The 24,391-nt window shown below is 73.4% G+C and carries 20 protein-coding genes; 13 read left to right on the top strand and 7 right to left on the bottom strand.

Annotated features, from left to right (window positions below; genetic code table 11):
• The first annotated feature begins 1 nt into the window (after position 1).
• Positions 2–1,081 carry an NlpC/P60 family protein gene (locus ACFXKZ_RS32905; protein WP_380005326.1) on the top strand — a complete coding sequence of 360 codons (1,080 nt, stop codon included), beginning with the start codon at positions 2–4 and terminating at the stop codon, positions 1,079–1,081.
• An 81-nt stretch (positions 1,082–1,162) separates the two neighbouring features.
• Here ACFXKZ_RS32905 and ACFXKZ_RS32900 read toward each other — a convergent pair whose 3' ends face one another.
• Positions 1,163–1,840 (bottom strand): LuxR C-terminal-related transcriptional regulator, encoded by a 678-nt coding sequence (locus ACFXKZ_RS32900; RefSeq protein WP_380005324.1) that lies wholly within the window; start codon positions 1,838–1,840, stop codon positions 1,163–1,165.
• Entirely contained in the window at positions 1,837–3,096 is a 1,260-nt protein-coding gene (locus ACFXKZ_RS32895; RefSeq protein ID WP_380005321.1) for a PspC domain-containing protein, read from the bottom strand. The genes ACFXKZ_RS32900 and ACFXKZ_RS32895 overlap by 4 nt, the downstream gene beginning before the upstream one ends.
• Before the next feature lie 133 nt (positions 3,097–3,229).
• Here ACFXKZ_RS32895 and ACFXKZ_RS32890 point away from each other — a divergent pair, with 133 nt between their 5' ends.
• The gene (locus ACFXKZ_RS32890; RefSeq protein ID WP_380005319.1) at positions 3,230–4,525 is read left to right on the top strand and encodes a PspC domain-containing protein; all 1,296 of its coding nucleotides are present in this window, start codon (positions 3,230–3,232) and stop codon (positions 4,523–4,525) included.
• 46 nt (positions 4,526–4,571) lie between these two features.
• Positions 4,572–5,366: a hypothetical protein gene (locus tag ACFXKZ_RS32885; protein WP_380005317.1), complete on the top strand. Its 795-nt coding sequence runs from the start codon at positions 4,572–4,574 to the stop codon at positions 5,364–5,366.
• A 102-nt stretch (positions 5,367–5,468) separates the two neighbouring features.
• Here ACFXKZ_RS32885 and ACFXKZ_RS32880 read toward each other — a convergent pair whose 3' ends face one another.
• Together ACFXKZ_RS32880 and ACFXKZ_RS32875 are read right to left on the bottom strand one after the other, a co-directional pair.
• Positions 5,469–6,386: a glutathione S-transferase family protein gene (locus tag ACFXKZ_RS32880; RefSeq protein WP_380005315.1), complete on the bottom strand. Its 918-nt coding sequence runs from the start codon at positions 6,384–6,386 to the stop codon at positions 5,469–5,471.
• A 40-nt stretch (positions 6,387–6,426) separates the two neighbouring features.
• Positions 6,427–8,079, bottom strand: a complete 1,653-nt coding sequence (locus tag ACFXKZ_RS32875) for a peptidoglycan DD-metalloendopeptidase family protein (RefSeq protein ID WP_380005313.1) — start codon at positions 8,077–8,079, stop codon at positions 6,427–6,429.
• A 225-nt stretch (positions 8,080–8,304) separates the two neighbouring features.
• Between ACFXKZ_RS32875 and ACFXKZ_RS32870 the strand changes: the two genes are divergently transcribed.
• The 3 genes from ACFXKZ_RS32870 to ACFXKZ_RS32860 all read left to right on the top strand — a co-directional run bounded on the left by ACFXKZ_RS32870 (position 8,305) and on the right by ACFXKZ_RS32860 (position 11,778).
• Complete coding sequence (locus ACFXKZ_RS32870) at positions 8,305–8,715, top strand: cobalamin B12-binding domain-containing protein (protein ID WP_078975670.1); 411 nt, start codon at positions 8,305–8,307, stop codon at positions 8,713–8,715.
• 99 nt (positions 8,716–8,814) lie between these two features.
• Positions 8,815–10,131 (top strand): SWIM zinc finger family protein, encoded by a 1,317-nt coding sequence (locus ACFXKZ_RS32865; protein WP_380005310.1) that lies wholly within the window; start codon positions 8,815–8,817, stop codon positions 10,129–10,131.
• A gap of 150 nt (positions 10,132–10,281) precedes the next feature.
• Entirely contained in the window at positions 10,282–11,778 is a 1,497-nt protein-coding gene (locus ACFXKZ_RS32860; RefSeq protein WP_380005308.1) for a DUF5691 domain-containing protein, read from the top strand.
• On the opposite strand, the gene ACFXKZ_RS32855 is transcribed toward ACFXKZ_RS32860, so the two are convergent.
• Positions 11,772–12,581, bottom strand: coding sequence for a Uma2 family endonuclease (locus ACFXKZ_RS32855; protein WP_380005306.1), 810 nt, complete (start codon positions 12,579–12,581; stop codon positions 11,772–11,774). The genes ACFXKZ_RS32860 and ACFXKZ_RS32855 overlap by 7 nt on opposite strands.
• A 3-nt stretch (positions 12,582–12,584) precedes the next feature.
• Here ACFXKZ_RS32855 and ACFXKZ_RS32850 point away from each other — a divergent pair, with 3 nt between their 5' ends.
• The 6 genes from ACFXKZ_RS32850 to sucD all read left to right on the top strand — a co-directional run bounded on the left by ACFXKZ_RS32850 (position 12,585) and on the right by sucD (position 20,259).
• The gene (locus ACFXKZ_RS32850; RefSeq protein ID WP_380005304.1) at positions 12,585–13,172 is read left to right on the top strand and encodes a Uma2 family endonuclease; all 588 of its coding nucleotides are present in this window, start codon (positions 12,585–12,587) and stop codon (positions 13,170–13,172) included.
• A gap of 87 nt (positions 13,173–13,259) precedes the next feature.
• Entirely contained in the window at positions 13,260–14,372 is a 1,113-nt protein-coding gene (locus ACFXKZ_RS32845; RefSeq protein ID WP_380005302.1) for an AAA family ATPase, read from the top strand.
• On the top strand, positions 14,372–16,651 hold the full coding sequence (locus tag ACFXKZ_RS32840) for a DUF5682 family protein (RefSeq protein WP_380005300.1): 2,280 nt from the start codon (positions 14,372–14,374) through the stop codon (positions 16,649–16,651). Before ACFXKZ_RS32845 ends, ACFXKZ_RS32840 begins: the two co-directional genes overlap by 1 nt.
• Positions 16,648–17,811 (top strand): VWA domain-containing protein, encoded by a 1,164-nt coding sequence (locus ACFXKZ_RS32835; protein WP_380005298.1) that lies wholly within the window; start codon positions 16,648–16,650, stop codon positions 17,809–17,811. The genes ACFXKZ_RS32840 and ACFXKZ_RS32835 overlap by 4 nt, the downstream gene beginning before the upstream one ends.
• 371 nt (positions 17,812–18,182) lie before the next feature.
• A complete protein-coding gene (gene sucC / locus ACFXKZ_RS32830; protein WP_078975664.1) occupies positions 18,183–19,358 on the top strand; it encodes an ADP-forming succinate--CoA ligase subunit beta in 1,176 nt (391 codons plus the stop codon).
• 16 nt (positions 19,359–19,374) lie between these two features.
• On the top strand, positions 19,375–20,259 hold the full coding sequence (gene sucD, locus ACFXKZ_RS32825) for a succinate--CoA ligase subunit alpha (protein WP_126637535.1): 885 nt from the start codon (positions 19,375–19,377) through the stop codon (positions 20,257–20,259).
• A gap of 76 nt (positions 20,260–20,335) precedes the next feature.
• Here sucD and ACFXKZ_RS32820 read toward each other — a convergent pair whose 3' ends face one another.
• Complete coding sequence (locus tag ACFXKZ_RS32820; protein ID WP_380005295.1) at positions 20,336–21,451, bottom strand: RNA polymerase sigma factor; 1,116 nt, start codon at positions 21,449–21,451, stop codon at positions 20,336–20,338.
• 140 nt (positions 21,452–21,591) lie between these two features.
• Here ACFXKZ_RS32820 and ACFXKZ_RS32815 point away from each other — a divergent pair, with 140 nt between their 5' ends.
• Positions 21,592–23,568: a DUF6350 family protein gene (locus ACFXKZ_RS32815; protein WP_380005583.1), complete on the top strand. Its 1,977-nt coding sequence runs from the start codon at positions 21,592–21,594 to the stop codon at positions 23,566–23,568.
• Here the strand turns inward: ACFXKZ_RS32815 and ACFXKZ_RS32810 are convergent.
• On the bottom strand, positions 23,565–24,224 hold the full coding sequence (locus ACFXKZ_RS32810; RefSeq protein ID WP_380005293.1) for a hypothetical protein: 660 nt from the start codon (positions 24,222–24,224) through the stop codon (positions 23,565–23,567). The two genes, ACFXKZ_RS32815 and ACFXKZ_RS32810, sit on opposite strands and share 4 nt — an antisense overlap.
• Positions 24,225–24,391: the final 167 nt, after the last annotated feature.

The following is a 24,391-nucleotide window of genomic DNA, read 5'->3' as shown; positions in this document are numbered from 1 at the left end:
AGTGGCGTCCCAACGTCGACCCGGGCAACACCGCAAGCCCAAGCCGCGTACCGCCGTGCGTACCGCCGCGACCGTGGTCACGGCCGCCGCGACGATGACCGGTGTGATGACCTTCGCCGGCACCGCGAGCGCGGACCCCGCGCAGTCGTTCCAGCAGACCAAGGACCGCGTCAACCAGCTGCACAGTGACGTGATCAAGGCCACCGACGCCGCCAACGGCGTCGAGGAGCAGATCGAGAAGCAGCAGGGCACCGCGAACCAGACCCAGGCCCGGATCACCGAGGAACAGGCCGCGCTGAACGCCCTGCGCGACCAGATCGGCGTCTTGGCGGCCAACCAGTACCGCAGCGGCGGCCTCCCGCCGTCCCTCTCGCTCGCGCTCAGCGGCGACCCCGAGGGATACCTGCAGAAGTCGCAGATGATGTCCCAGCTCGACGGCCAGCAGGCCGCCAAGCTGAAGCAGATCGCGGCGCAGGCCCGAGTTCTCCAGCAGGACCGCACCGAGGCCTCCTCGCAGCTCGCGGAACTGGAGAAGCTGCGCACCGACCTGAACAAGAACAAGACCGACATCCAGGCCAAGCTCACCGAGGCACAGCGCCTGCTGAACACGCTCACCGCGCAGCAGCAGAAGGAAGTCCTCGACTCGGACGAGCACGCGAACGACACGCGTGCCAACGACCGCAGTTCGCGGGACAAGCAGGACACCACGCCGACGACCAACGTGCCGGCCTCCGGCCGGGCCGCGGCGGCGATCGCGTTCGCGCGGTCCCAGATCGGCAAGCCGTACGTCTCCGGCGCCGAGGGCCCCGGCTCCTACGACTGCTCGGGCCTGACCCAGGCGTCCTGGAAGGCCGCGGGCGTGCGCCTGACCCGGACGACCTGGACCCAGGTCAACGACGGTCCGCGCGTCGCCAAGGGCTCGCTCCAGCCGGGCGACCTGGTGTTCTTCTACTCGGACAACCGGCACGTGGGCCTGTACATCGGCAACGGCAAGATCATCCACGCCCCGCGTCCCGGCAAGACCGTGACCGAGGCGCCGGTCGACTCGATGCCGTTCTACGCGGCCATCCGACCCGGCTAGGCCCGGCGGACCCCGTCACACGTACGAAGGCGCCCTCCCGTCGCGGGAGGGCGCCTTCGCGCGTGTCGCCGGTCGCCCGGCTCAGACCAGTCGCCGGTCCGTCGCCCAGCGGGTCAGCTCGTGCCGGTTGGACAACTGCAACTTGCGCAGCACGGCGGAGACATGGGTCTCCACCGTCTTGACCGAGATGACCAGTCGGCGGGCGATCTCCTTGTAGGCGTAGCCGCGCGCGATCAGCCGCAGCACCTCGCGCTCGCGCTGGGTGAGCCGGTCCAGGTCCTCGTCGATCGGCGGCACGTCGGTGGCCGCGAACGCGTCCAGTACGAAGCCCGCCAGGCGCGGCGAGAACACCGCGTCGCCCTCGCCGACCCGGCCGATCGCGCGGATCAGTTCGTCGCCGGTGATCGACTTGGTCACATAGCCCCGGGCGCCGCCCCGGATCACCCCGATCACGTCCTCCGCGGCGTCGGACACGGACAGCGCCAGGAAGCGCACCGCCGGGATCAGCGACGCGCACCGGCGCAACACCTCGACCCCGCCGCCGCCGGGCAGGTGCACGTCGAGCAGGACCACCTCGGGGCGGGTCTCGGTGACCACGGCCACCGCGCTCGCCACGTCGTCGGCCTCGCCGACCACCTCGACCGCCTCGCCGATCTCGGCACGCACGCCGGTGCGGAACATCCGGTGGTCGTCGACGAGGACCACCCGGGTGCGGGGCGTGCCCTCGACGGGTGCGCTACTCGTCTCGGTGGTGTTCACGTGTTCGTCCTTCCCACAGCGGACCGGCCGGCGTCGGCGCGGCGCATCTCCAGCTCGACCTCGGTGCCCTCGCCGGGTTCGCTGCGGATGTTCGCGGCGCCCCCGTTGCGGCGCATGCGCCCGAGCACGGACTCTCGCACACCCAGCCGGTCGGCGGGTACGGAGTCGGGGTCGAAACCGGGTCCGCGGTCGCGGACGAACACCGTGACCGTGTCCTCGTCGGCCTCGCCGAACACCGAGATCGCCGCGCCGCCCGCGTACTTCGCCGCGTTCACCATCGCCTCGCGCGCGGCGGCGATCAGTGCGGAGAGCCGGTCGTCGACCGGGCAGTCGCCCACGCACACGATCTCGATCGACACCCCGTGCGCGTCCTCCACCTCGGCGGCGACCCCGCGCAGTGCGGCGGCGAAGGTGCGGTCCGGCTCCTCGCCGTCGGGGCGGTACAACCAGGCCCGCAACTCGCGCTCCTGCGCCCGGGCCAGCCGGGCCACCTCGCGCGGGTCCTCCACCTGGCGCTGGATCAGGGTCAGCGTGTGCAGCACCGAGTCGTGCACGTGCGCGGCCACCTCCGCCCGCTCCTGGGCCCGGATGCGGGCCCGGCGCTCGGCGCCCAGCTCGCGGGTCTGCCGCAGCAGATACGGGCCGAAGATGACCAGTAGGCCGACCAGGAGCAGGCCCGCCCCGCGCATCGCGGCCAGCGCGTCGCCGATACCGCCGCGGCCGAGCGAGAAGAAGATCAGGCCCGCGACCACCAGCGTGGCGCCGATCAGGGCGCGCAGCCAACCCCCCACCCGGCTGCGCCCGTCCAGCGAGAACCAGCGCTGCCGCTGCGACTCGTCGGCCTGACGCCACAGCAGGATCACCCCGGGCCCGGCCACGAGCAGCGGCCACAACCAGTCGCCGGAACCGGTGTCGGTGTCGGTCCCGAGCCCGGTGAGCATGGTCGCCGCGATCAGCACGATGATCAGCGCGAGCGCTTGATGCCGCTCCCGGCCGCGCTCGCGGCTCGGCGGGGCGGCGTCGGTCACGCTCTGCGGTACGAAGATCCAAAAGGCCGCGTACAGGACCACGCCCAGGCCCGCGAAGAACGCGAGCGCGACGAAGGCGACGCGCAGCACCACCACCTCGACGCCGAGGTGCTCGGCCAGGCCGCGCGCGACGCCGCCGGCGAACCGGTGGGACGCGGCGCGGCGGAGCTTCGGCGTCGGGTACGCGGGCCGGTTCGGCGCGGCGGGGGGCGGATATACGGCGGTCACACGACCGATCGTCACACGCCGGCAAGTCCGGGCGCATCAGGGCCCGACCCTGATTCCCCCTCAGGGTCGGACCAGGGGTCGACCAGGGCGGAGCCCGATGGGAACGGGGCCGCGTGCACGCCACGATGGACCCATGAACGACGACATGAAACCCGGTGTCTCGGCCGGCGACCGGGCCGGCGACGTCCCGGGCGGCCCTCCGGGGTCGTCCGCGGCGCCCACGACGACGACCACTCGACCCCAGCTCCTGCGCAGCGTCGACGACCGCATGGTCTCCGGCGTGTGCGGCGGGCTCGGCGAGCATTTCGGCCTCGATCCGGTGATCTTCCGCATCGTCTTCGCGGTGCTGTCGCTCTTCGGCGGGGTGGGCGTACTGGTGTACAGCCTGGGCTGGCTGTTGATCCCGGCCCGTGGAGAGGAGCAGCCGGTGCTGCGCCGGGTGCTCTCCGGGAAGTTCGACCGCGGGGCGACGGCCGCCACCGTGGTCGCCGTGATGGGGGTCGCCTTGTTCTTCACGTACCTGGACTCGGGCTTCGGCCCGTCGGTCCCGCTGATGATGATCACCGCCGTGGTCCTGTTCATGGTCTGGACCGACACGAAACGCAGGTCCGAGGCCGCCGCGCGGACGGCGGGGGTCGCGGCGATGGCGAGCGCTCCCGCGCCGGTCGACACCGCCCCCGCCGGCGACACCGCGCCGGGACCGCCGATGTGGTGGCAGGTGCCCGGTGGCGGCTCGGCGCCGGAGGGTGGGCGGCCGCCCGCGAAGCCGGTCGCGGCCGAGCCGGGCAGGCCCGCGAAGCGTCCGCGCTCGTACGTGGCGCTGGCCACGCTGTCCGTGGCCACGATGGTCGGCGGCCTGCTGTGGGTGCTCAACCGCACCGACGCGGTCGACGTGACGTTCACCGTCGCGGTGGCCATCGTGCTCGGCGTCGTCGGTCTGGGTCTGCTCGCGGGTACCTGGTTCGGCCGGGCGCGGCTGCTGATCCTGCCCGCCCTCGCGCTCACCGCGCTGCTTGCCGGGCTGACCGCGATCACCGTGCCGCTGACCGGGCCGTGGGGGGAGCGCACGTACACCCCGACCTCGGTCGCGGCGCTGCCCGCGTCGTACCACCTCGGCGGCGGCGACATGGACCTGGACCTGCGCACCCTGGACCTGGGGCCGGCCCGCGCGGCGACGGTCAAGGCCACGGTGGGCGCCGGGCAGATCCAGGTGTGGGTGCCCAAGGACGTCAGGGTGGTGTTCAAGGGCCGCTCCGACGTCGGCGACGTGCGCACGATGAGCGGTCGCGACGACGGCTGGCGGCCGGACCGGAGCGAGACGCTGGAGCCGATCTCCCAGCCGGAGCGCGGCACGATCACGCTGGACCTGAAGGTCGGCGTGGGCCAGGTGGAACTGCTGTACGACGACCACGGACGGCTGCCGCGATGAACACGACACCGAGGAACGGCGTGACCCGGATGGAGGGCGAATCCCGATGAGGACGAACAGGCAGCGCTTCGACCCGATGGCCCTGATCGCGGGTGTGGTGTTCACCGGCATCGCGATCGCGTATCTGCTGCGGGCGGGCGGTCACGCGCTGATGAGCCCCGAATGGTCGCTGGCCACCGCGGCGATCGGGGTGGGCCTGGCGGGCCTCGCCGGGGCCCTGTGGTCGATGTTGCCGACCGGCCGCTCCGCTGCGCCCGCGCCCGCGCCGCCGGCCGGGTTCTTCGCGCCGGTGGCGCCGCCGGAGTCGGGCGACATGGCGTTCGTGGGCCGAGCCGGGCACGACGAACACGTCGGCGCACGCGGCGAGAACACCGGGACGAACCCGACCCCGAAAACCGGATCCGAGCCCGGGCCGGCAGTCGACCCCGGGGCCGCCACGGTGCCGGGGACGGACGTCGAGCCCGGCGCCAAGGCCGGAACCGCCTCCGTGACCGACGCCGAGACCAGGGCCGACCTCGGGACTGGCGCCGAGATCGGCCCCCGGTCCGGGACCGACGCCGAGTCCGACATCGCGGCCGGGGCCGCCCTCGGGACGGATATCGAGTCCAACGTCGAGACCGGCGTCGAGACCGGAACCGGCGTCGAGGCCACGTCCCGTGCCGGGGCCGGGAGCCGTGCCGAGGTCGAGGCGGAAAACGAGACAGAGATCATGGCCGTGATCGAAGCGCCGGCCGAGCCGGACTCACCGGCCGGATCCTCGGCCGCGCCGGCGGCTGCCTCCTCGGACGCATCCGACGACGACCCGGACGACACCCCGCCGGCCGTCGACCCGGCCAAGTAGCCGTCGCGGTTGGCCGATATGACGAGGGGGTGGGTGGGCTGTCAACCCACCCGCCCCCTCGCGCGTACGCGCCCCCGCGCCGCGCCGCGTCCGTGGGTGTGCTCAGCCGCGGTCGTGTGGGGTGTGCCACAGGTCCGGGTCGGGGCCCTTCGGGACGATTCCGGTCGGGTTGATCGCGTCGTGTGTGACGTAGTAGTGGCGCTTGATGTGGTCGAAGTCGACCGTGTCCCCGAAGCCTTCGGTCTGGAACAGGTCGCGGGCGTAGGCCCACAGGACCGGGTACTCGGTCAGCTTGCGCAGGTTGGTCTTGAAGTGGCCGTGGTAGACCGCGTCGAACCGGACCAGCGTGGTGAACAGCCGGATGTCCGCCTCGGTGATCGACTCGCCGACCAGGAAGCGTTGCCCGCCGAGCCGCTTCTCCAGCAGGTCCAGCCGGGCGAACAACGCGTCGAACGCCTCCTCGTAGGCGTCCTGCGAGGTGGCGAACCCGCACCGGTACACGCCGTTGTTCACGTCCCGGAACACGTCCGCGTTGATCGCGTCGATCTCCGCGCGCAGGTGCTCGGGGTACAGGTCGGGCGCGCCGGCCCGGTGCAGCGCGGTCCAGCGGGTGGAGAGGTCGAGGGTGATCTGCGGATAGTCGTTGGTGACCACGTGCCCGGTGGTCAGGTCGATGATCGCGGGTACGGTCACCCGACCGGCGTACGTGGGGTCACTGGCCCGATAGGCGTCGGCGAGGAACGCCAGCCCCGTCGCCGGGTCGCGTCCGTCGGGGTGGTTGGTGAACCGCCACCCGCGCTCGTCCCGGATCGGGTCCACCACGGACAGGCCCAGTGCGTCGTCGAGCCCGAGCAGCCGACGGACGATGATCGCCCGATGCGCCCACGGGCAGGCCAGGGACACCACCAGCTGATATCGCCCGCGCTCCGGCTCCGGCTGCCCGGTGAACCGGTTGGCCTGTCGCACGAATTCGCCACGGTTGCCGGTCTCGGCGGTGAACTGCGCCTCGGATGAGCTCATCCGTCCACGATAGGTCCCGGATCCGCGACGCGCGTCGGGCTCAGGTCGGGTCGAGGCCGTTCGCCCGCAGCCAGGGCAGCGGGTTGATCGGGGCGCCGCCGCCGGGGCGGACCTCGAAGTGCAGGTGGGGGCCGGTGCTGTTGCCGGTGTCGCCGCTGTAGGCGATCACGTCGCCCGCCTTGACCGGACCGGAGCGGATCTTGGCCCGGGTCAGGTGGCAGTACCAGGTCTCGGTGCCGTCCTTGCCGGTCAGGATCACCATGTTCCCGTACGCCGTGTTCACCTGCGTGCGCACCACGCCGTCCATCACCGCGAGCACCGGGGTGCCCAGGTCCACCGGGAAGTCGATGCCGGTGTGGGTGTGCGCCCAGCGCGAGCCCGAGGAGCCGAAATAGGCGCTGAGGCCCTTCTGGGCGACCGGGAGCACGTACTTGGGCCTGAGGGACTCCCGGCGCTTGCGCTCGGCTTCCTGGTCCTGCTGGGCCTGTTCCTGGCGCTCCTGGAGCGAGACCCGGGTCTGCGCGCGACTGGCGCGCTCGGCGAAGTCCTCGGCGCCGACCTGGAGATCCACCAGTTGTTTGTCCATCGGCGACATCAGCGGCAGGTCCTCGCCGCCGGCCACCGGGTCCGCGTCCTTGGTCTCGGCGCCCGCGGTGTGCAGGCCGCCGACCGCCGCGACGGCCATCGCCGCCGCGCCCATCACCGCGAGCGGGGCGCCGGCGGTGAGCGGGAACGCGCGTTTGCGCTTCACCCGGGCCTTGTCGGCGGACTCCTTGGCCTCCTTGGCCTCCTTGGCCTCCTTGGCGGCCTTGGCCTTCGGCTTCCCGGCCGACTCGACCCGCCGCTCGTCGCGCGCGTCGTCCGCGTCGGCCTCGGTGTCGGTGCGGGCCGGCACGCTGAGGTCATGGTCGTCGACATCGAACGCGGGCTCGACCGGCGCACGCGTGCCGCCGTCGTCGAACAGGTCCGTCGTCGAGCGATTGCCGCCCGACCACTTGTCGGCGTCGTCGCGCACCGGGACGGGGGAGTACCAGGTGTCGGACTCCCACGCGGCGGTGTCCGAAGCGGCGTACCACATACCGGTGTTCGAGCCGCCGTCCCACGCGGGGTCGACGTACGGGGCCGGCGCCGGATCCTGTACCGCGGTGTCGGTGACCGCCCAGGTCTGCGTCTGCGTGCCGTAGCCGGTGTCCTGGACCGCGGGGTAGCCGTAGGCGCCGGTCGCGGCATGGTCGCCGGAGGCGTCGTAGGACCCGGTGTAGCCGTCCGACGAGCCGTAGCCGTCGTGGCCCGGCGCCTGGACGTATCCCGAGGCGTCGTAGGCGGGTTGGTATCCCGAGGCGTCGTAGCCGCCCGAGGCTTGGCCCGTCGTGTCGTAGCCGACGGCGGAGTACTGCGTGCCGGAGTGGTCCACGGCGGCGTACCCGCCGGATGCGTAGTCGGCCGCGGCGGGGTAGCCGGTGCCGGTGTCGTATCCGTCGTACGAGGGTGCCGGTACACCCCAGCCACCCGATGCGTCGACCGCGGGCCAACCGCCGCTCGGGTCGGCCGAGTAGGCGTTCGCGCCGTACCCGTAGCCCTGGTCGTAGCCGCCGTGGGCCGGGTCGGACGAGCCGTAGGGGGAATACGCACCCTCGGTGTCCGACCCGTGGCGAGCCTGCTGCTCCGCACTCGGGTAGCGAACGTCCGTCACCTACGTCGCCTTACGTCTCGGGGGCCGGTCGGAAACGGACTGTAGCTCTCTTGACGTTCACAGGACAATCCTCGCGATCGGAACCGCAGGTCAGACGGCCGGGCGGGTGATGCGGTCCGCCTCGGCGGCACCCGTCCGGGCGGACGCCGTCGACCGCCGCCCGTGCGCCGACCGAGCGGGGGTTACGCTCCGGGCGAGGGCTTCGCTATGTACATGGAGGCAGTGATGGGTGTTCCCGGACCGATCAGGATCGTCGTGGCCAAGCCCGGGCTCGACGGACACGATCGTGGGGTCAAGGTGGTCGCGCGCGCACTGCGCGACGCGGGCTTCGAGGTGGTGTACACCGGGCTGCACCAGACCCCGGTGCAGATCGTCGAGACGGCCATCCAGGAGGACGCCGACGCGATCGGTCTGTCGGTGCTCTCCGGCGCGCACATGACGCTCTTCGCCAAGGTGATCGAACTGCTCAAGGAGCGCGAGGCCGAGGACATCCTGGTGTTCGGCGGCGGGATCATCCCGGAGGAGGACGTCCCCGAGCTGCGGCGGATCGGTGTCGCGGCGGTGTTCACCCCGGGCGCGCCGACCACCGACATCGTCGACTGGGTACGCGCACACGTGGCGACCACCGCCGCCTGACCGGGTACTTCGCTCGGATCCGGACATTCGGCCCGCCGCTCTCCGCGGGTTCGACGGGCTCGCACACACGTGTCGGTGCGGGCCCGTACCGTGGCCGTCATGCAGCAACGGTGGACCGCGGAACGGGTGTTGGCACTGGCCCCCGACGCCGCAGCACGCACGGCCGGGAGCGCCCTCGCGAGACCGGAGTCGTGGTCGGCCACCGGTGCCTCGACGGCCGCGGGCGGCCCGATCTGGGGGTCGGGCGGCGGCACGACGGCCTACCGCACGGTGGTCGATCCCGCCGGTCCCACGGGGCGATGTTCGTGTCCCGGACCGGGCTTTCCCTGCGTACACGCCCTCGGCCTGCTGCTCCTGTGGGCGAACGATCCGGCCGCGGTGCCGGTCGGGGCGAGCGTGCCCGACTGGGTCGACGCCCCGGCGGCCGGGCGGCGGGAGCGGGCCGGCCTGGCCGATCCCGCCGCGGCCCGACGGCGGGCCGAGCGGCGGGCGGCCGAAGTCGCCGAGGGCACCGAGCGGTTGCGCCGGTGGTTGGCCGATCGGGTGCACCAGGGCCTGGCGGGCACCGAGCGTGAGGGATACGCGATGTGGGACGGCATCGCGGAGCGTATGGTCGACGCCAAGGCTCCGGGCCTGGCCGCCCGGTTGCGCGCGGCGGGCGCGATACCCGCGTCCGGGGCGGAGGGCTGGCCGGGCCGACTGCTGGAGGACTACGCCGAGTTGTGGCTGCTCCTGCGCGCCCACGAACACGCCGACGACCTGGATCCGTCCCTGGTGTCCGGACTGCGGGCGCGCATCGGCTGGACCGTCGACGCGGAGGACGTGCTGCGGGCGGCGCGGGCCCAGGGCACCGCGGTGCACGATCGGTGGCTGGTGCTCGGCAGTCGGGACAGCGTCGACGGCGGACTGACCGAGCGGCGGATCTGGTTGCGCGGCACCGGGTCGGGCCGGCCCGCACTGGTGCTGGCCTTCGGGCCGCAGGGGCGCGCGCCGCAGTTGGCCCTGCCCGTGGGGCGCACCATCGAGGCCGACGCGGCCTTCCACGACGACGCGGTGCCGCTGCGGGTGGCACTGGGCGAGCGGACCGGTGAGCCGGCCGCCGGTGCGGAGCCGGCCGGCGTGGGGCCCGAGGAGGCGACCCTGGCCTATGCCGAGGCGCTGCGCCGCGAGCCCTGGCTGGAGGCGTGGCCGGTGGTGCTCGCCGACGTGGTCGCGGTGCCGGAGCCGATGGGGTGGCGGATCGCCGGCGCGGACGGGTTCTGGTTGCCGGTGGACCGGGCCCGGACCGGCGAACAGGCGCTGTGGCGGTTGTCCGCGATGTCCGGTGGCACGGGGCTGACCGTGTTCGGCGAGTACGGCGCGCGCGGATTCGTCCCGGTGACCGCGTGGCACGAGGGCCAAGCCGTGCCGCTGTAGTCGGACCGCGGTAGCCGGTCCGCTGTCGACGGCTCGCTGTAGCCGCCTTGCTGTCATCGGTCCGCCGCCAACCGGCCCGATCGGGCGGGAGGATCGACGCCGTCGCCGACCTTCGGCGGGCTGATCGCCATGAGTGGAAGGGGAGTTCGGATGCGGGTCGCGGATCCGGTGTGGGACGACCTGGTGTCGGCGGCACTGGTGGGCACCGGGCGGCGCAGGGCCGCGGAATGGCCCGCCGAGGGCGCGCTGGGCGAGTTGGCCGCGCGCGTGGACCGGACCGACGAGGCGGTGCGCCTGCTCGACTTGGCGGCGATCGTGATGGTGCATCGGCGGGCGGGCCGACGCGCCCCCGCGGGCGCGCCGCCGGAGCCGTGCGCAGAGGTGGACCCGCGACCGTCCGTGCCGGAGCCGGCCCGGGTGCGGTTGCGGATCCTGCTCGAAGGCGACGGGATGGACTTCCTGCCGGAATGGCTCGCCCTGGCCCGGACGGCCGGCCTGCGGGCGCCCGAGTCCGAACTGCCGGGCCTGTTGACCGCGGCCCGCTCGCGCACCGACCTGCGGCCGATCGTGGCCGAACTCGCCGGTCCGAGGGGGCGTTGGCTGGCCGGGCTCAACCCGGAGTGGGCCTGGCTGACCCGGATCGCGGCCGGGGATCCCGACGACCCGATCGATCTGTGGCGGCACGGCCGGTTCGGCGAACGGCTGGCCGCGTTCGCGGTGTTGCGGGCGGCGGACCCGGACGGCGCCAGGGAGTTGCTGGCCCGGACCTGGCGGGCCGAACCGGCCGAGGACCGCGCGGTGTTCGTCGACGCGCTGGCCACCGGGGCGACGGCGGGCGACGAGGCGTTCCTGGAGGCGGCGTTGGACGATCGGGCCAAGGTGGTCCGGGTGGCCGCGGCGCGACGCCTCGGCGCGCTGCCCGGATCGGCATTCGTGGCCCGGATGAGCGCACGGGGCCGGGCCTGCCTGCGGCCCGACGGCGCGGGGCGGATCCTGGTGGTGCCGCCGGGCGAGTGCGACGAGGCGATGGTGCGGGACGGCATCGACCGGTCCTCGCCGACCGGACGCGAGGACCACTCGTGGTGGCTGGGCGAGGTCGTCGCGGCCACGCCGCTGTCGGTGTGGCGGGAGGTGTTCGGGGCGAGCCCCGAGCAGATCGCGGCCCGTGCGCTGCCACGCCGGTTCGCCGAGGACGTCCGCGAGGGGTGGGCCCGCGCGGCGGTGCTCCAGCGCGACGTCGACTGGGCCCGGGCGCTGGCCGGCCGCGGTGCGCCCACCCGCCTGCTCACCGTGCTGCCGCCGGCCGAGTGCGCCGACCACGTGGCCCGCCACATCGCCGCGCACGGCCTGTCCGAGGCCCTGCAACTGCTCACCAACTGCCCGACCCCGTGGCCGCTCCCCCTGGGCGACGCGGTCCTGGACGCCTTCGCCGCGGCGGCCGAGTCCGGCGCGTACCCCTGGAGCTTCAGCGGCGCCCGAGACGTGGCCGGCCGCGGCCTGGACCCGTCACTGGTCACCCGCGTCGACACCCTCGCCCAAGGCGACGGCGAATGGCCCAAGGCCTTCCGCACCCTCGCCGAAACCCTCCGCTATCGCGCCCGGATGCGCCGGGAAATCCTTGACGGTGAGCCCCGTTCCGCTCAGTGAGCCAACGCGGCCACATTCACCACGACCGTGAACGGCACATCGAGTTTCACGGCGGCACGATGCACGCCGGTCGGGACATAGGTACGCGTCGCGGGATCGAGCCGGTGGACGTGGACGGTCGGGTCCCCCATGTCCTGCTCGACGCGCCAGAAGTATGGGATGCCGCTCCGTGCGTACAGCGCGGGCTTGATCCCTCGATCGCGTGCCAGTGTGTCGGGGGAGACCACTTCGACGACCAATCGCACGTCGGCCGGCTGAAACATGGTCGGATCCGGGTTGGTGGTGGAGTCGGTGCGCACGACCAACACATCCGCCTCCGGCCGGGATCGCGGCCCGACGCGTACCGTCATGCGACGGACCACGGTGAGCGCCGCCGGGGCCTGCGCGTCGAGGGATCGGAACAGGTGGCCGACCATCTCCGAATGGTGCAACGACTGCGGCGACCGCACGACGAGCATCCCGTCGAGCAGTTCCACCCGGGGCGGGGCGCCGGGCGGAAGCCGATCGAGATCCTGGGCCGTCCAACCACCTTCGGGCTCGATGGATGACCAGGGCAACGAAGGTCGAGAGCGCACCGGTGTCCTCCCCGCGTTGTCGATCAAACCTGCGACGATAGTGGACGTTCGACTCGGAGTGTCGGATCTCGTCGGATTCCACTCATCCGTGAGCGGCCGACGCGGATCGAATGCCGGAATCCACCAATATCGAAGGGAGATTTCCCAGCACAAGATCAGGGAGCAGGCATGCAATTGAAGGTTCGCGAACCCGTGACAATTCGTGGGCCCCTGCCACGAGAGGATCACCTTGTGAGTGACGAAGGCACCGAGACGGACCCACTGGCGAAGTGGCGCCTGGCTGCCCTGCGGATACTGCGTGCATCCGACGAGTTTCCCGAGGCTGTGCGCTGGGAGGCGTCACCGTCCGGCCTGGTCATGCAGGCGTCACCCGACTGGGAGCACGCCCGGATCGTCACGGGCCTGCGCCACCTGCTCGAACCGCTGCTGCCGGCCGAGGTCGTCGTGCTGGAAGGCGTTGCCTTTCTGGTGGGAATCGGCACCGAACGTACGCCCGACCTCGTCGTCGTCGATACCCGCAAGACAGCCGAATTTCGCGATGGGCACGCGACTTCCGCGTCCGGCGTCTGGATGTTCGTCGAGGTGACCTCGAACAGCACACGTCGTGTCGACCTGCGGGAAAAGCCCCATGAGTTCGCGCGGGCCGACGTGCCGGTGATGCTGACGGTCGACCGGCGGGAGCACGACGTCATCGTGCGCTTCGGGCCGGTCGACGGGCGTTACACCTTCACGGAACGGGTGAAGGCCGGGGCGACCGTGATGTTGCCCGAGCCGTTCGACGCGACCGTCGAGACCGGGTTTTTGCTCGATCACCTCTGACCCGTTCGGCGCGTCGGCGTGTCGGACCCGACCGGCAGACTTGTCCCTGTTCGGGTTTGTTCGAGCGCTGGGGGAGCCGTGGTGGGCGTGTCTGCCGAATCGGGTGCGCGGGTCGATCAGGGTGTGCTTCGGGCGCATGCCGAGGACGCGTTCGCCGGGGAGTTGGCCGCGCTCGCCGCCGCCGACGAGCGGCCCCGGCCGCCGCGGTGGAGGTTGTCGCCGTGGGCGGTGGCCACCTACCTGCTCGGCGGCACGTTGCCCGACGGCACGGTGATCTCGCCCAAGTACATCGGGCCGCGCCGGATCGTCGAGGTCGCCGTCACCACGCTGGCCACCGACCGCGCGCTGCTGCTGCTCGGCGTGCCGGGCACGGCCAAGACGTGGGTGTCGGAGCATCTGGCCGCCGCCGTGTGCGGTGACTCCACGCTGCTCGTCCAGGGCACCGCCGGCACCCCCGAGGAGGCCATCCGCTACGGCTGGAACTACGCCCGACTGCTCGCGCACGGGCCCAGTCGCGCGGCCATGGTGGCCGGCCCCGTGATGCGCGCGATGAGCCGCGGATTGCTCGCCCGGGTCGAGGAGTTGACCCGCATTCCGGCCGACGTGCAGGACTCGCTGATCACCATCTTGTCCGAGAAGACCCTGCCCGTACCGGAGTTGAACGACGAGGTGCAGGCGGTGCGCGGGTTCAACCTGATCGCCACCGCCAACGACCGCGACCGCGGGGTCAACGAACTCTCGTCGGCCCTGCGCCGCCGGTTCAACACCGTGGTGCTCCCGCTGCCCGCGACCGCCGACGCGGAGGTGGAGATCGTCAGCCGCCGGGTGGCCCAGCTCGGCTCGGGCCTGGAACTGCCGCCGGTGGCCGGTGCCGAGGCCGAACTGCGGCGTGTGGTCACGGTGTTCCGCGAACTGCGCGCCGGCCTCACCGAAGACGGACGGACCAGGCTGAAGACCCCGTCCGGGCCGCTGTCCACCGCCGAGGCGATCTCCGTGGTCACCGGCGGCCTCGCGCTCGCCGCGCACTTCGGCGACGGTGTGCTGCGCTCGGCCGACGTGGCGGCGGGGATCCTGGGCGCGGTGGTCAAGGACCCGGCCGCCGACACCCTGGTCTGGCGCGAATACCTGGAGACCGCGGTGCGCCCGCGCGCCGACTGGCAGGACTTCTACCGGGCCTGCCGCGACGCGGACCCGGCCTGATGGCGCGGCCCCCGGCCGCGCGACCGACCCTGCTCGGCGTGCGGCACCACGGCCCCGGCTCGGCCCGCGCGGTCGGCGCCGCGCTGGCCCGGCTGCGGCCCGACATCGTGCTGATCGAGGGTCCGCCCGAGGCCGACCCACTGCTGTCCTTCGCCGCCGAGCCGGGCCTGCGTCCGCCTGTCGCGCTGCTCGCGCACGCGGTCGACGATCCGGCGCAGGCCGGCTTTTGGCCGTACGCCGACTTCAGCCCCGAGTGGGTGGCCATCACCCACGCGAGCGGGCACGGCGTCCCGGTCCGGTTCATCGACCTGCCGGTCGCGGTGTCCTTCACCTTCGACCGGGCCCGCCGCGAGCGCGAGGGCGACGAGCCGGCCGAGCCCGTCCCGCCCCCGGTGGACCCGATCGCCGCGTTGGCCCGACTGGCCGGTCGGGACGACGCCGAGCACTGGTGGGAGGACGTGATCGAGCACCGCCCGCCCGCCGACGACCCGCTGCGGCCCTTTGCGGCGCTCGCCGAGGCGATGGCCGCGCTGCGCGAGGACGAGCGGCCCGCCGTCGACCCGGGCCCGAGCGCCGAGCCCGACATCGAACGACTGCGCGAGGCGTACATGCGCCAGTGCATCCGCTCCGCGCGCCGGGCCGGACACAGCCGGATCGCCGTGGTGTGCGGCGCCTGGCACGTGCCCGCGCTCGCCGACCCGCCCTCCGCCGCCGCCGACCGCGCGCTGCTCGCGCCGCACCGGGCAGCGGTCAAGGTCGAGACCACGTGGGTGCCGTGGACCCACCACCGCCTCGCGCAGAGCTCCGGCTACGGGGCCGGTGTCGCGTCCCCGGGCTGGTACCGGCACCTGTTCGACACCGCCGCCGAGCCCGACCCGCTGCCCCGCTGGTTCGTCCGGATCGCCACGCTGCTTCGCGAGGCGGGCCACCCGGTCTCCTCCGCGCATGTGATCGAGGCGACCCGGCACGCCGACGCGCTCGCCGCGCTGCGCGGACGACCGCTGGCCGGTCTGGACGAGACCCTCGAAGCGGTCCGCGCGGTGATGTGCGACGGCGTCACCGGGCCGCTCGCGCTGGTGCACGACGCTCTCGTGGTCGGCGACGTGATCGGCGAGGTGCCGCCGACGGTGCCCGCCGTACCGCTCCAGCGCGACCTCACCCGCGAGCAGCGCCGACTGCGGCTCCGGCCCGAGCCCGCCGCCCGCGAACTGGAACTCGACCTGCGCAAGGACTCGCATGCCGACCGCAGCCGACTGCTCAACCGGCTCGCCCTGCTCGACGTCCCGTGGGGCGTGCCGGTCCCGGGCCGGGAGAGCCGGGGCACCTTCCGCGAAACCTGGCGCCTGGACTGGCAGCCGGAGTTGGCGATCCGGGTGGCCGAGGCCGGCGTGTGGGGGACCACCGTGGTCGCCGCGGCCGAGGCGCGCGCGAGCGACCTGGCGATCCGGGCCGAATCGCTCGCCGACGTCACCGACGTCGCCGAACGCTGCCTGCGCGCCGACCTGCCCGACGCGCTGCCGGTGATCATGCGGGTGCTCGACCGGCGCGCCGCCCTGGACGCCGACGTCGGCCGACTCGCCGAAGCGCTGCCGGGACTGGTGCGGGCACTGCGCTACGGCGACGTCCGGGGCACCGACACCTCGGCGCTCGACACCGTCGTGGCCGGCCTGGTGGTCCGGATCTGCGTCGGGCTGCCCGCGGCCTGCGCCGGACTGGACCACGACGGCGCCGCCGCGATGCGCCGTCGCCTCGACGACGTGCACGCCGCCGTACAACTGCTGCCGGAGCGCCGACAGGACGAGTGGTACGCCACCCTGCGGCGGCTCGCCGACCGGGAGAACCTGCCCGGCCTGCTCACCGGACGGGCCACCCGCCTGCTGCTCGACCGGGGCCGCCTCGCGCCGGAGGACGCCGCGCCCCGCCTGGCCCGCGCCCTCACCCGGGGCGTCCCGCATCGCGAATCGGCGGCCTGGATCGAGGGATTCCTGGCCGGCGGCGGCATGCTGCTGATCCACGACGAAGGACTCCTCGACCTGGTCGACGCCTGGATCACCGGCACCCCCGACGACCTGTTCGTGGAGATCCTGCCGCTGCTGCGCCGCACCTTCGCCGGCTTCGCCGCGCCCGAGCGCCGGCTGCTCGGCGAGCGCATCCGCACCCCGGCGCGGGCCGCCGTCCCGATCGCCACCGCCGAGCACTTCGACGGCGCGCGCGCCGACGCCGTACTGCCACTGCTGGCCGGGATCCTGGGCCTGGCGCACCGGGAGGTGACCCCGTGACGAGCAAGGCCGACGACGAACGGCTGCGCCGCTGGCGCCTGATACTCGGCGGCGAACCCGACGGCACCGGCCACGGGCTCACCGGCGACGACGCCCGCATCGATCAGGCGCTGAGCGCGCTGTACCGCCCCGAGACCCAGGCCCCGCGCGGCAGCCGCCGGGCGACCGGGCCGCGCGCCGCCGGCCTCGGCGCCTCCGCGCCGTCGGTGGCCCGCTGGCTCGGCGACATCCGCGCCTACTTCCCGGCGGGCGTGGTGAGCATCCTCCAGCACGACGCGATCGAGCGGCTCGACCTGACCCGGCTGCTCCTGGAGCCGGAGATGCTGGCCGCCGTCGAACCCGACGTGCACCTGGTCGCCACCCTGCTCGCGCTCACCGCGCTGATGCCCGAGGCGACGAAGGAGGCCGCCCGCGCGGTGGTCCGCCGCGTCGTCGACGACCTGGAGCGCCGGGTCGCGCAACGCACCACGAGCCTGGTCCGAGGCGCGCTCGACCGCTCGACCCGGGTGCACCGCCCGCGCCCGCGGGACATCGACTGGAACGCCACGATCCGGGCCAACCTCGGTCACTACCAGCCCGAGCACCGCACGATCGTGCCGGAACGCCTGGTCGGCTACGGGCGTCGGCGGCACGGGGTGCACAAGGACGTGATCCTGTGCGTCGACCAGTCCGGCTCGATGGCGGCCTCGGTGGTCTACGCGTCGGTGTTCGGCGCCGTGCTCGGCTCGATGCACGCGCTGCGGACCTCCCTGGTGGTCTTCGACACGAGCGTGGTCGACCTGACCGACCGGCTGAGCGACCCGGTCGACGTACTCTTCGGCACCCGACTCGGCGGCGGCACCGACATCAACCGCGCGCTGACCTACTGCCAGTCGCTGATCACCCGGCCGACGGAGACGGTCGTCGTGCTGATCAGCGACCTGTACGAGGGCGGTGTGCGGGACGAGATGGTCCGCCGCGCGGCGAGCATGCAGGCCGCCGGCACCACCTTCGTCACCCTGCTGGCCCTGTCCGACGAGGGCGCCCCGGCCTACGACCACACCAACGCCGCGGCCCTGTCCGCGATCGGCAGTCCCGCCTTCGCCTGCACCCCCGACCTGTTCCCGGAGGTGATGGCCGCCGCGATCCAGGGCCTGCCCCTCCCGATCCCGAAGCCGTAGGAAGTCCGACCGTCCGTGCGCTCGGGCGTCGGGGTTTCGGCCGGGAGTGATCGGCAGCCGCGGCGTTCGGCGTGGCGTCGGCCACATTGCGTGGTCACTGTCCGTTTTGGTGTGTTCCCTGTGTCACGGTGGAACAGGCGCAAACAGGCGGATCTCGACGCGCGGTGCCGCCGTCGTCGAGAAGAGACCGGGAGTGGGACCCAGACCCTGATTCGGGCCTGGTACCCGTGCCCGATAGCCTGCAAGGCGGATCAGCTACGCGTGCGGACGCCGTCCACCGGAACCGGGGGCGAGCCTGCCGGACCTGCGCGACGACGGACGCGGCTGCGCATGTTCCGCATATCCGATCGCGATCACAAGGACGGACCCGCGTGGACCTGTTCGAGTACCAGGCGAGGGATCTCTTCGCTAAGCACGGTGTGCCGGTTCTGCCCGGTGAAGTCGTCTTCACGCCGGAGGAGGCACGAGCCGCCGCCGAGCGTATGGGCGGCAAGGCCGTTGTCAAGGCTCAGGTGAAGGTCGGTGGCCGCGGCAAGGCCGGCGGCGTGAAGCTGGCCTTCAGCACCGACGAGGTCGTCGAGAAGACCGAGCAGATCCTCGGCCTCGACATCAAGGGCCACATCGTCAAGAAGGTCATGCTGGCCGGGCTGGCCAAGCCGGTGGACGAGTACTACGTCTCGTTCCTGCTCGACCGCACCAACCGCACCTTCCTCGCGATGGCGTCCGTCGAGGGCGGCGTCGAGATCGAGGTCGTCGCCGAGGAGAACCCCGACGCGCTCGCCAAGATCCCGGTCGACGCGATCGAGGGCGTGACCGAGGCCAAGGCCCGCGAGATCGTCGAGGCGGCGAAGTTCCCGGCCGAGCTGCACGACCAGATCGTCGCGACCCTCAAGACGCTCTGGACGGTCTTCGTCGAAGAGGACGCCACGCTCGTCGAGGTGAACCCGCTGATCAAGTCCGAAGAGGGCAAGATCATCGCGCTGGACGGCAAGGTCTCGCTCGACGAGAACGCCGACTTCCGCCACCCCGACCACGAGGCGCTCGAGGACAAGGACGCGGCCGACCCGCTGGAGGCGGCGGCCAAGGCCAAGGGTCTGAACTACGTCAAGCTCGACGGTTCGGTCGGCATCATCGGCAACGGCGCGGGCCTGGTCATGTCCACGCTCGACGTGGTCGCGTACGCCGGGGAGAACCACGGCGGCGTCAAGCCCGCCAACTTCCTCGACATCGGCGGCGGCGCGTCCGCCGAGGTGATGGCGAACGGCCTGGAGATCATCCTGGGCGACGCCGACGTCAAGTCGGTCTTCGTCAACGTCTTCGGCGGCATCACCGCGTGTGACGCGGTCGCGAACGGCATCGTGCAGGCGCTCGAACTGCTGAAGCAGAAGGGCGAGGCGGTCACCAAGCCGCTCGTCGTGCGACTGGACGGCAACAACGCGGAGCTGGGTCGGCAGATCCTGACCGACGCGAACCACCCGCTGGTCCAGCAGGTGGACACCATGGATGGCGCGGCCGAGCGGGCCGCCGAGCTCGCTGCCGCGAAGTAAGGGAGACCGACCCAGCATGGCTATCTTCCTGACCAAGGACAGCAAGGTCATCGTCCAGGGCATGACCGGCTCCGAGGGGATGAAGCACACCCACCGGATGCTCGCCTCCGGGACGAACATCGTCGGTGGCGTGAACCCGCGCAAGGCCGGCACCACGGTCGACGTGGACGGCACCGAGGTACCGGTATTCGGCACCGTGGCCGAGGCCATGGAGGCCACCGGCGCCGACGTCACCGTGGTCTTCGTGCCGCCGAAGTTCACCAAGGACGCCGTGGTCGAGGCGATCGAGGCCGGCATCGGTCTCGCCGTGGTGATCACCGAGGGCGTGCCGGTGCACGACACCGCGCAGTTCTGGGCGCTCGCCGGCGCCAAGGGCAACAAGACCCGGATCATCGGCCCGAACTGTCCCGGCCTGATCACCCCCGGTCAGTCCAACGCGGGCATCATCCCGGCCAGCATCACCAAGCCGGGTCGGATCGGTCTGGTGTCCAAGTCGGGCACGCTGACCTACCAGATGATGTACGAGCTGGCCGACATCGGCTTCTCGACCGCCGTCGGCATCGGTGGCGACCCGATCATCGGCACCACGCACATCGACTGCCTCCAGGCGTTCCAGGACGACCCGGACACCGACGCGATCGTGATGATCGGCGAGATCGGCGGCGACGCCGAGGAGCGTGCCGCGGCCTACATCGCCGAGCACATCACCAAGCCGGTCGTCGGCTACGTCGCGGGCTTCACCGCCCCCGAGGGCAAGACCATGGGCCACGCCGGCGCCATCGTCTCGGGCTCCTCGGGCACCGCGCAGGCCAAGCAGGACGCGCTCGAGGCCGTCGGCGTCAAGGTCGGCAAGACGCCGTCCGAGACGGCGCGCCTGATGCGCGAGATCATGGCCGGCTGACCCACCCGGTCACCGACGACGCCCCGCACCCCGCCGTTTCCGGTGGGATGCGGGGCGTCGTGCCTTCCCCGGCCGGTCAGGGCGACGCCGGCCGGCGCAGCCCGTTGTTCACGCAACTCGTGTCGAGGACGAAGGCCCGCTCCGGGGCCAGCAGCCGGCCCGGCCCGGTCGCCGCGGCCCCCGTGCCCGCCCGCAGGTCGGCCGTGGTCCGGGCACCGGTGGGCGTCGCCGGTCGGAGCAGCGGCGCGAGCCGCTCCGGGGCGGCGGGGGCGGGCGTCACGCCGAGGGCCGGTTGCCCGTCCGCGGGCGGCGCGGGGGACGGCGGCGCAGGAGCCTCGGGCGTGGCCGGTGCCGCGGTCGGCGCCTCCGTGCGCTCCGCGGGCATCGGCGGCACCGGGCGGGCCACCCCCGGGCCGGTGAGCGGCCTTACCCGGTCGCCCGCGCGCGAGTCGCGTGAGGTGCCCGGGGTGAGCAGCCGGGGGAGCGCGGCCACGAAGAGCGCCAGGATCGCCGCGACCACCACGGTGACCAGCGTCGCGGTCCGCGCCCGGCTGCCCACGCGCGCGGCGTGGGCCCGGGGGACCTGCGGCGCGTGGCGGGCGGCCAGGTCGCGGGTGAGCGTGCTCAGGAACGCGTGTGCCTCGGCGCAGTTCGGCGACGGGCCGGTGATCGCCGGGATCCGGTCGGCGAGGTCCTCGTGGGCGTGTATCAGCCGGATCCGGGTCACCTCGGTGGTTGCCTCGGTCTCGGCCGCCACCTGCTCCGGGGACAACCCGAACAGGTGCCGCAGGACGAAGACCCGGCGCCGGTGCGCGGGCACCCGCTGGAGCGCGCGCAGGAGCGCGATGTCCTGCTCGCGCCGCGTGTCGTCGTCGGCGTGCGGAACCACCCGGGCGGTGCGGTCGGGGTGCGGTACGAGCCGCCACAGCGCCCGGCGGACCAGGAACCGGCGGCCCAGCGCGAGGTCGCCGGCGACCGTGCGTACGTAGGCGGCGTCGGCCGGGGTGTCCGCCGCGTCCGGCAGGTCGCGCCAGACCCGGGCGAAGGCGTGCCGGGTCACGTGCGCGGCTCGTGTGGGGCTCGCGGTCAACAAGAACGTGTAGCGCGCGATGTCGGGGGCGGTCGCCGCGACCAGGGCGTCGAACCCCGGGGCGCTCGCGCGCGGGACCGTGTGCTCGTCGTCGATGCCCATGAGGGGCTGAGGTACCCGAGGGTCGACCGAAAATGCATATTAAATGCTTGTGATCGAGCAAATGGGGTGTCTTGCCCCGCTCGGCAGGCATATGCGGCCCGGATCGCAGTCGCGCGGGCACCATGGGGATCGTGACCGAAATGCCGGAAACCGAGCGTGGCTCGTCGGCACCCTGGGCGGTGGTCCGAGCCGGCCCGTGGGCCGGCGTGGAGAGCCTGCTGGGGCGCCGCTCCGGGCCCTTCGAGCAGCCGCCCGCGCCGTCGAGCACGCCCCCCACCTCGCTCGACGAGACGGCGGAGCCGGCCCGAGCAGCCGACGCGGTACACACCCACGACACGCCGGCCCCGACACCTCGGCAACCCTCGGCGGCACCGGACACGGCGCACGCGCCTTCGGCGGCACCCGAGGCACCGGAAACGGCCTACGAACCCCCGGCGGCGCCCCCGCGCCCCGACGCCCCGCCCCCGGTCGTTCCGCCCAGGCCCGACCGCCCTCCGGACGTCCTCCCCGCGCTCGCCCCGGTCGAGACCCCCGACGCCTGCGAACCGCCGCCCGCCCGCCCCTGGGGCCCGCCCGCGCCCACCGGTTCGACGCTGCCCCCGTGGTCCACGCTGCCCGGCGCGGCGGCCCTGAGCGCCCTCGCCGCGCACCGTCCGGACACCGCCCGGATCGCCCAGGCGCTGGCCCGAGGCGTGGTGTCCGCGCTGCTCGTGGCCGCGGCCGGGCTCGGCACGGTCGCCCTGCTGATCCTGATCGTGGCCACCTGCGGCGTCGGCTCGGGCAGCTTCGACCACCCCCAGGCGCTGTTGCGCGTGGTCGGCGGGATCTGGCTCGCCGCGCATCACGTCGGCTTCGAGGTCGTGGAGACCAGCCACGCCGCCACCGGCTCCGTCGCGCCGATCGTGACCGTGGTGCCGCTGCGGCTCGCCCCGCTCGGCCTGACCGTCCCGCTGATCTGGCTGCTGTGTCGGATGGGCCGACGGCTCGCCGACGGCGTCGCCGGGACGGTGCTCGTGCTCGCGGCGCAGGTGCCGGTGTACACGGGCCTGATGTACGCGGTGGCCGCCGGTGTCGGCACCGCGAGCGTGCGGCCGGTCCAGGACACGGTCGCGGTCGCCGGGATCGGTGTCCTGGTGGCGGGTGTGCTGGGCGCGTTCGGCCCGATCCTGGTCCGGGTGCCCGCGGTCCGCGCGGGTCTGGCCTCGGCCGCGGTGCTCGCGGCGGGCGGGGCGCTGCTGGTCCTGGTCTGTCTGTTCGCCCACGCGGGGCAGATCCGCCTGGCCCTGAAGCTGACCACGAACGACGCGGTCGGCTTCGCGGCGCTGGCCGTGTTGTGTGCGGCCCTGGTGCCCAACGCGATCGTGTGGGCGGTGTGCTACGCGGCCGGCACCGGCTTCGTGCTGGGCGCGGCCACCACCATCGCGCCCACCGGCAGCACGTTCGGCACGCTGCCCACGCTGCCGCTGCTCGCCGCCCTGCCGGGCCCCGCGACGGTGCCCTCCACCGCATGGGCGCCCGCGGTGCTTCCGGTGCTCGCGGGCGTCGTGGCGGGCTGCTTCGCGGCCCGTGCCGAGCCGCCCCGGTCCTGGCTCCCGGTCACCGCGCACGCGGTCGGCGCCGGTGTGGGCGTCGGCCTGCTTGCCCTCGCCTCGACCCGCCTGGCCACCGGCACGGCCGGCCTGGCCAACCTCGCCGACCTGGGCCCGAACGTATGGCGCACCGCCGCCGCGCTCACCGTCGAGATCGCCCTGGTCGCCGCCCCCGCCGCCCTGGCCGCCACGTGGTGGCGCGGCCGGGAGCCCCGAAGAGGCCCGGCGGACCGGCCCGGCCCGGACGACGCGACGACCCCAGGGAGCCCAGGGAGCCCGGCAAACCCGCAGACCCCGGAAAGCCCGAAGGCCGCCCCCGCCACAGCGGAGACGGCCCTCGCCTCGTTCCATCCCGACCCGACCGACGCGGGAGCGCACCCGCTCCTCGAATCCGCGGAACCCCGAAACACAAAGCCCCGAAACTCCGAGCCCCGAAACTCCGAGCCCCGCAACTCCGAGCCTCGCAACTCCGAGCCCCGAGACTCCGACCCCCGAAGGGCCGAGCCCCGAACCCGGCAGGAGCCCTAGAACGTGCCGTCCACGACCCAGTGGTACCGGTCCGGCAGCTTGTCCAGGCAGCGCTGCTCGCCCGTCTTGGTGAGCGCGCTGTCCATGCAGTCGTAGTAGTCCTTGTTGACCGCCTCGAAGGTCCACACGCCCAGCACGTAGACCACCGCGATCGCGCCGGTGACCAAACCCGCGAGCGCGGCGCCCGAGCGGGCGCGGGCCGGCCGGCGCACGCGGGGCCGGTGGGCCGGGCCGCCGGGGGCGTGCCCCGGGTGTCGGGCGGTACCGCCCGGGCCCTCCTCGATCCGCGGCCCGGCGGTGGCCGGGGTGGTGCCGCGGACGGTGCGAATGCCGAGTGCCAGAGCGACCACACCCAGCACCACGCCGAGCACCAGGCCCAGGTCGGACGGGAAGAACAGGGCGAAGAACACCGCCCACACCCCCGCCCACAGCGCCAGGCGCGCGTTGCGGACCCGGACGTCCTTCGGGTCGGGCTGCTCGCGCGGCTCGCGCGGCGCCCGCTGCGGCCGGTCCTCGCGGCCCTGCCGGTTGCCTCCGTTGCCGTCCCCTCGCCCGTTGCCGGGCACGTTCCACGGGGCGGCCGGCGGGCGGTCGGGCGTACCCTCCGGCGGCGGGGCGTAGGGATCCCGCTCGTCGGTCTCGTTGCCGGTACTCATCCTCTGCCTGCCCTCGTCGTGCCGGATCGCGGGATTCCCTTCCCAGGATCGTACGTGTGCGGGGTGCACCGTAGCCGGGCGGCGGCGTCCGCGGGGCCCGGAGGCCCCCGTCGACCGCGGCCCGTGGGCCCGTCGACCGGATCACGCCGGCACCGCCGATGGCATCC

Source organism: Embleya sp. NPDC059237, assembly GCF_042754105.1.
In the GTDB taxonomy this organism is placed as follows: domain Bacteria; phylum Actinomycetota; class Actinomycetes; order Streptomycetales; family Streptomycetaceae; genus Embleya.
This window is presented reverse-complemented; position numbering and strand designations above follow the sequence as displayed.

What these genes read in the sequence shown, in the direction of transcription:
- ACFXKZ_RS32890 (WP_380005319.1), top strand. Translation starts at nt 3,230, where the DNA reads ATGAACGACGACATGAAACCCGGTGTCTCGGCCGGCGACCGGGCCGGC.
- ACFXKZ_RS32885 (WP_380005317.1), top strand. Translation starts at nt 4,572, where the DNA reads ATGAGGACGAACAGGCAGCGCTTCGACCCGATGGCCCTGATCGCGGGT.
- ACFXKZ_RS32880 (WP_380005315.1), bottom strand. Translation starts at nt 6,386, where the DNA reads ATGAGCTCATCCGAGGCGCAGTTCACCGCCGAGACCGGCAACCGTGGC.
- ACFXKZ_RS32870 (WP_078975670.1), top strand. Translation starts at nt 8,305, where the DNA reads ATGGGTGTTCCCGGACCGATCAGGATCGTCGTGGCCAAGCCCGGGCTC.
- ACFXKZ_RS32865 (WP_380005310.1), top strand. Translation starts at nt 8,815, where the DNA reads ATGCAGCAACGGTGGACCGCGGAACGGGTGTTGGCACTGGCCCCCGAC.
- ACFXKZ_RS32860 (WP_380005308.1), top strand. Translation starts at nt 10,282, where the DNA reads ATGCGGGTCGCGGATCCGGTGTGGGACGACCTGGTGTCGGCGGCACTG.
- ACFXKZ_RS32840 (WP_380005300.1), top strand. Translation starts at nt 14,372, where the DNA reads ATGGCGCGGCCCCCGGCCGCGCGACCGACCCTGCTCGGCGTGCGGCAC.
- sucD (WP_126637535.1), top strand. Translation starts at nt 19,375, where the DNA reads ATGGCTATCTTCCTGACCAAGGACAGCAAGGTCATCGTCCAGGGCATG.
- ACFXKZ_RS32820 (WP_380005295.1), bottom strand. Translation starts at nt 21,451, where the DNA reads ATGGGCATCGACGACGAGCACACGGTCCCGCGCGCGAGCGCCCCGGGG.
- ACFXKZ_RS32815 (WP_380005583.1), top strand. Translation starts at nt 21,592, where the DNA reads ATGCCGGAAACCGAGCGTGGCTCGTCGGCACCCTGGGCGGTGGTCCGA.
- ACFXKZ_RS32810 (WP_380005293.1), bottom strand. Translation starts at nt 24,224, where the DNA reads ATGAGTACCGGCAACGAGACCGACGAGCGGGATCCCTACGCCCCGCCG.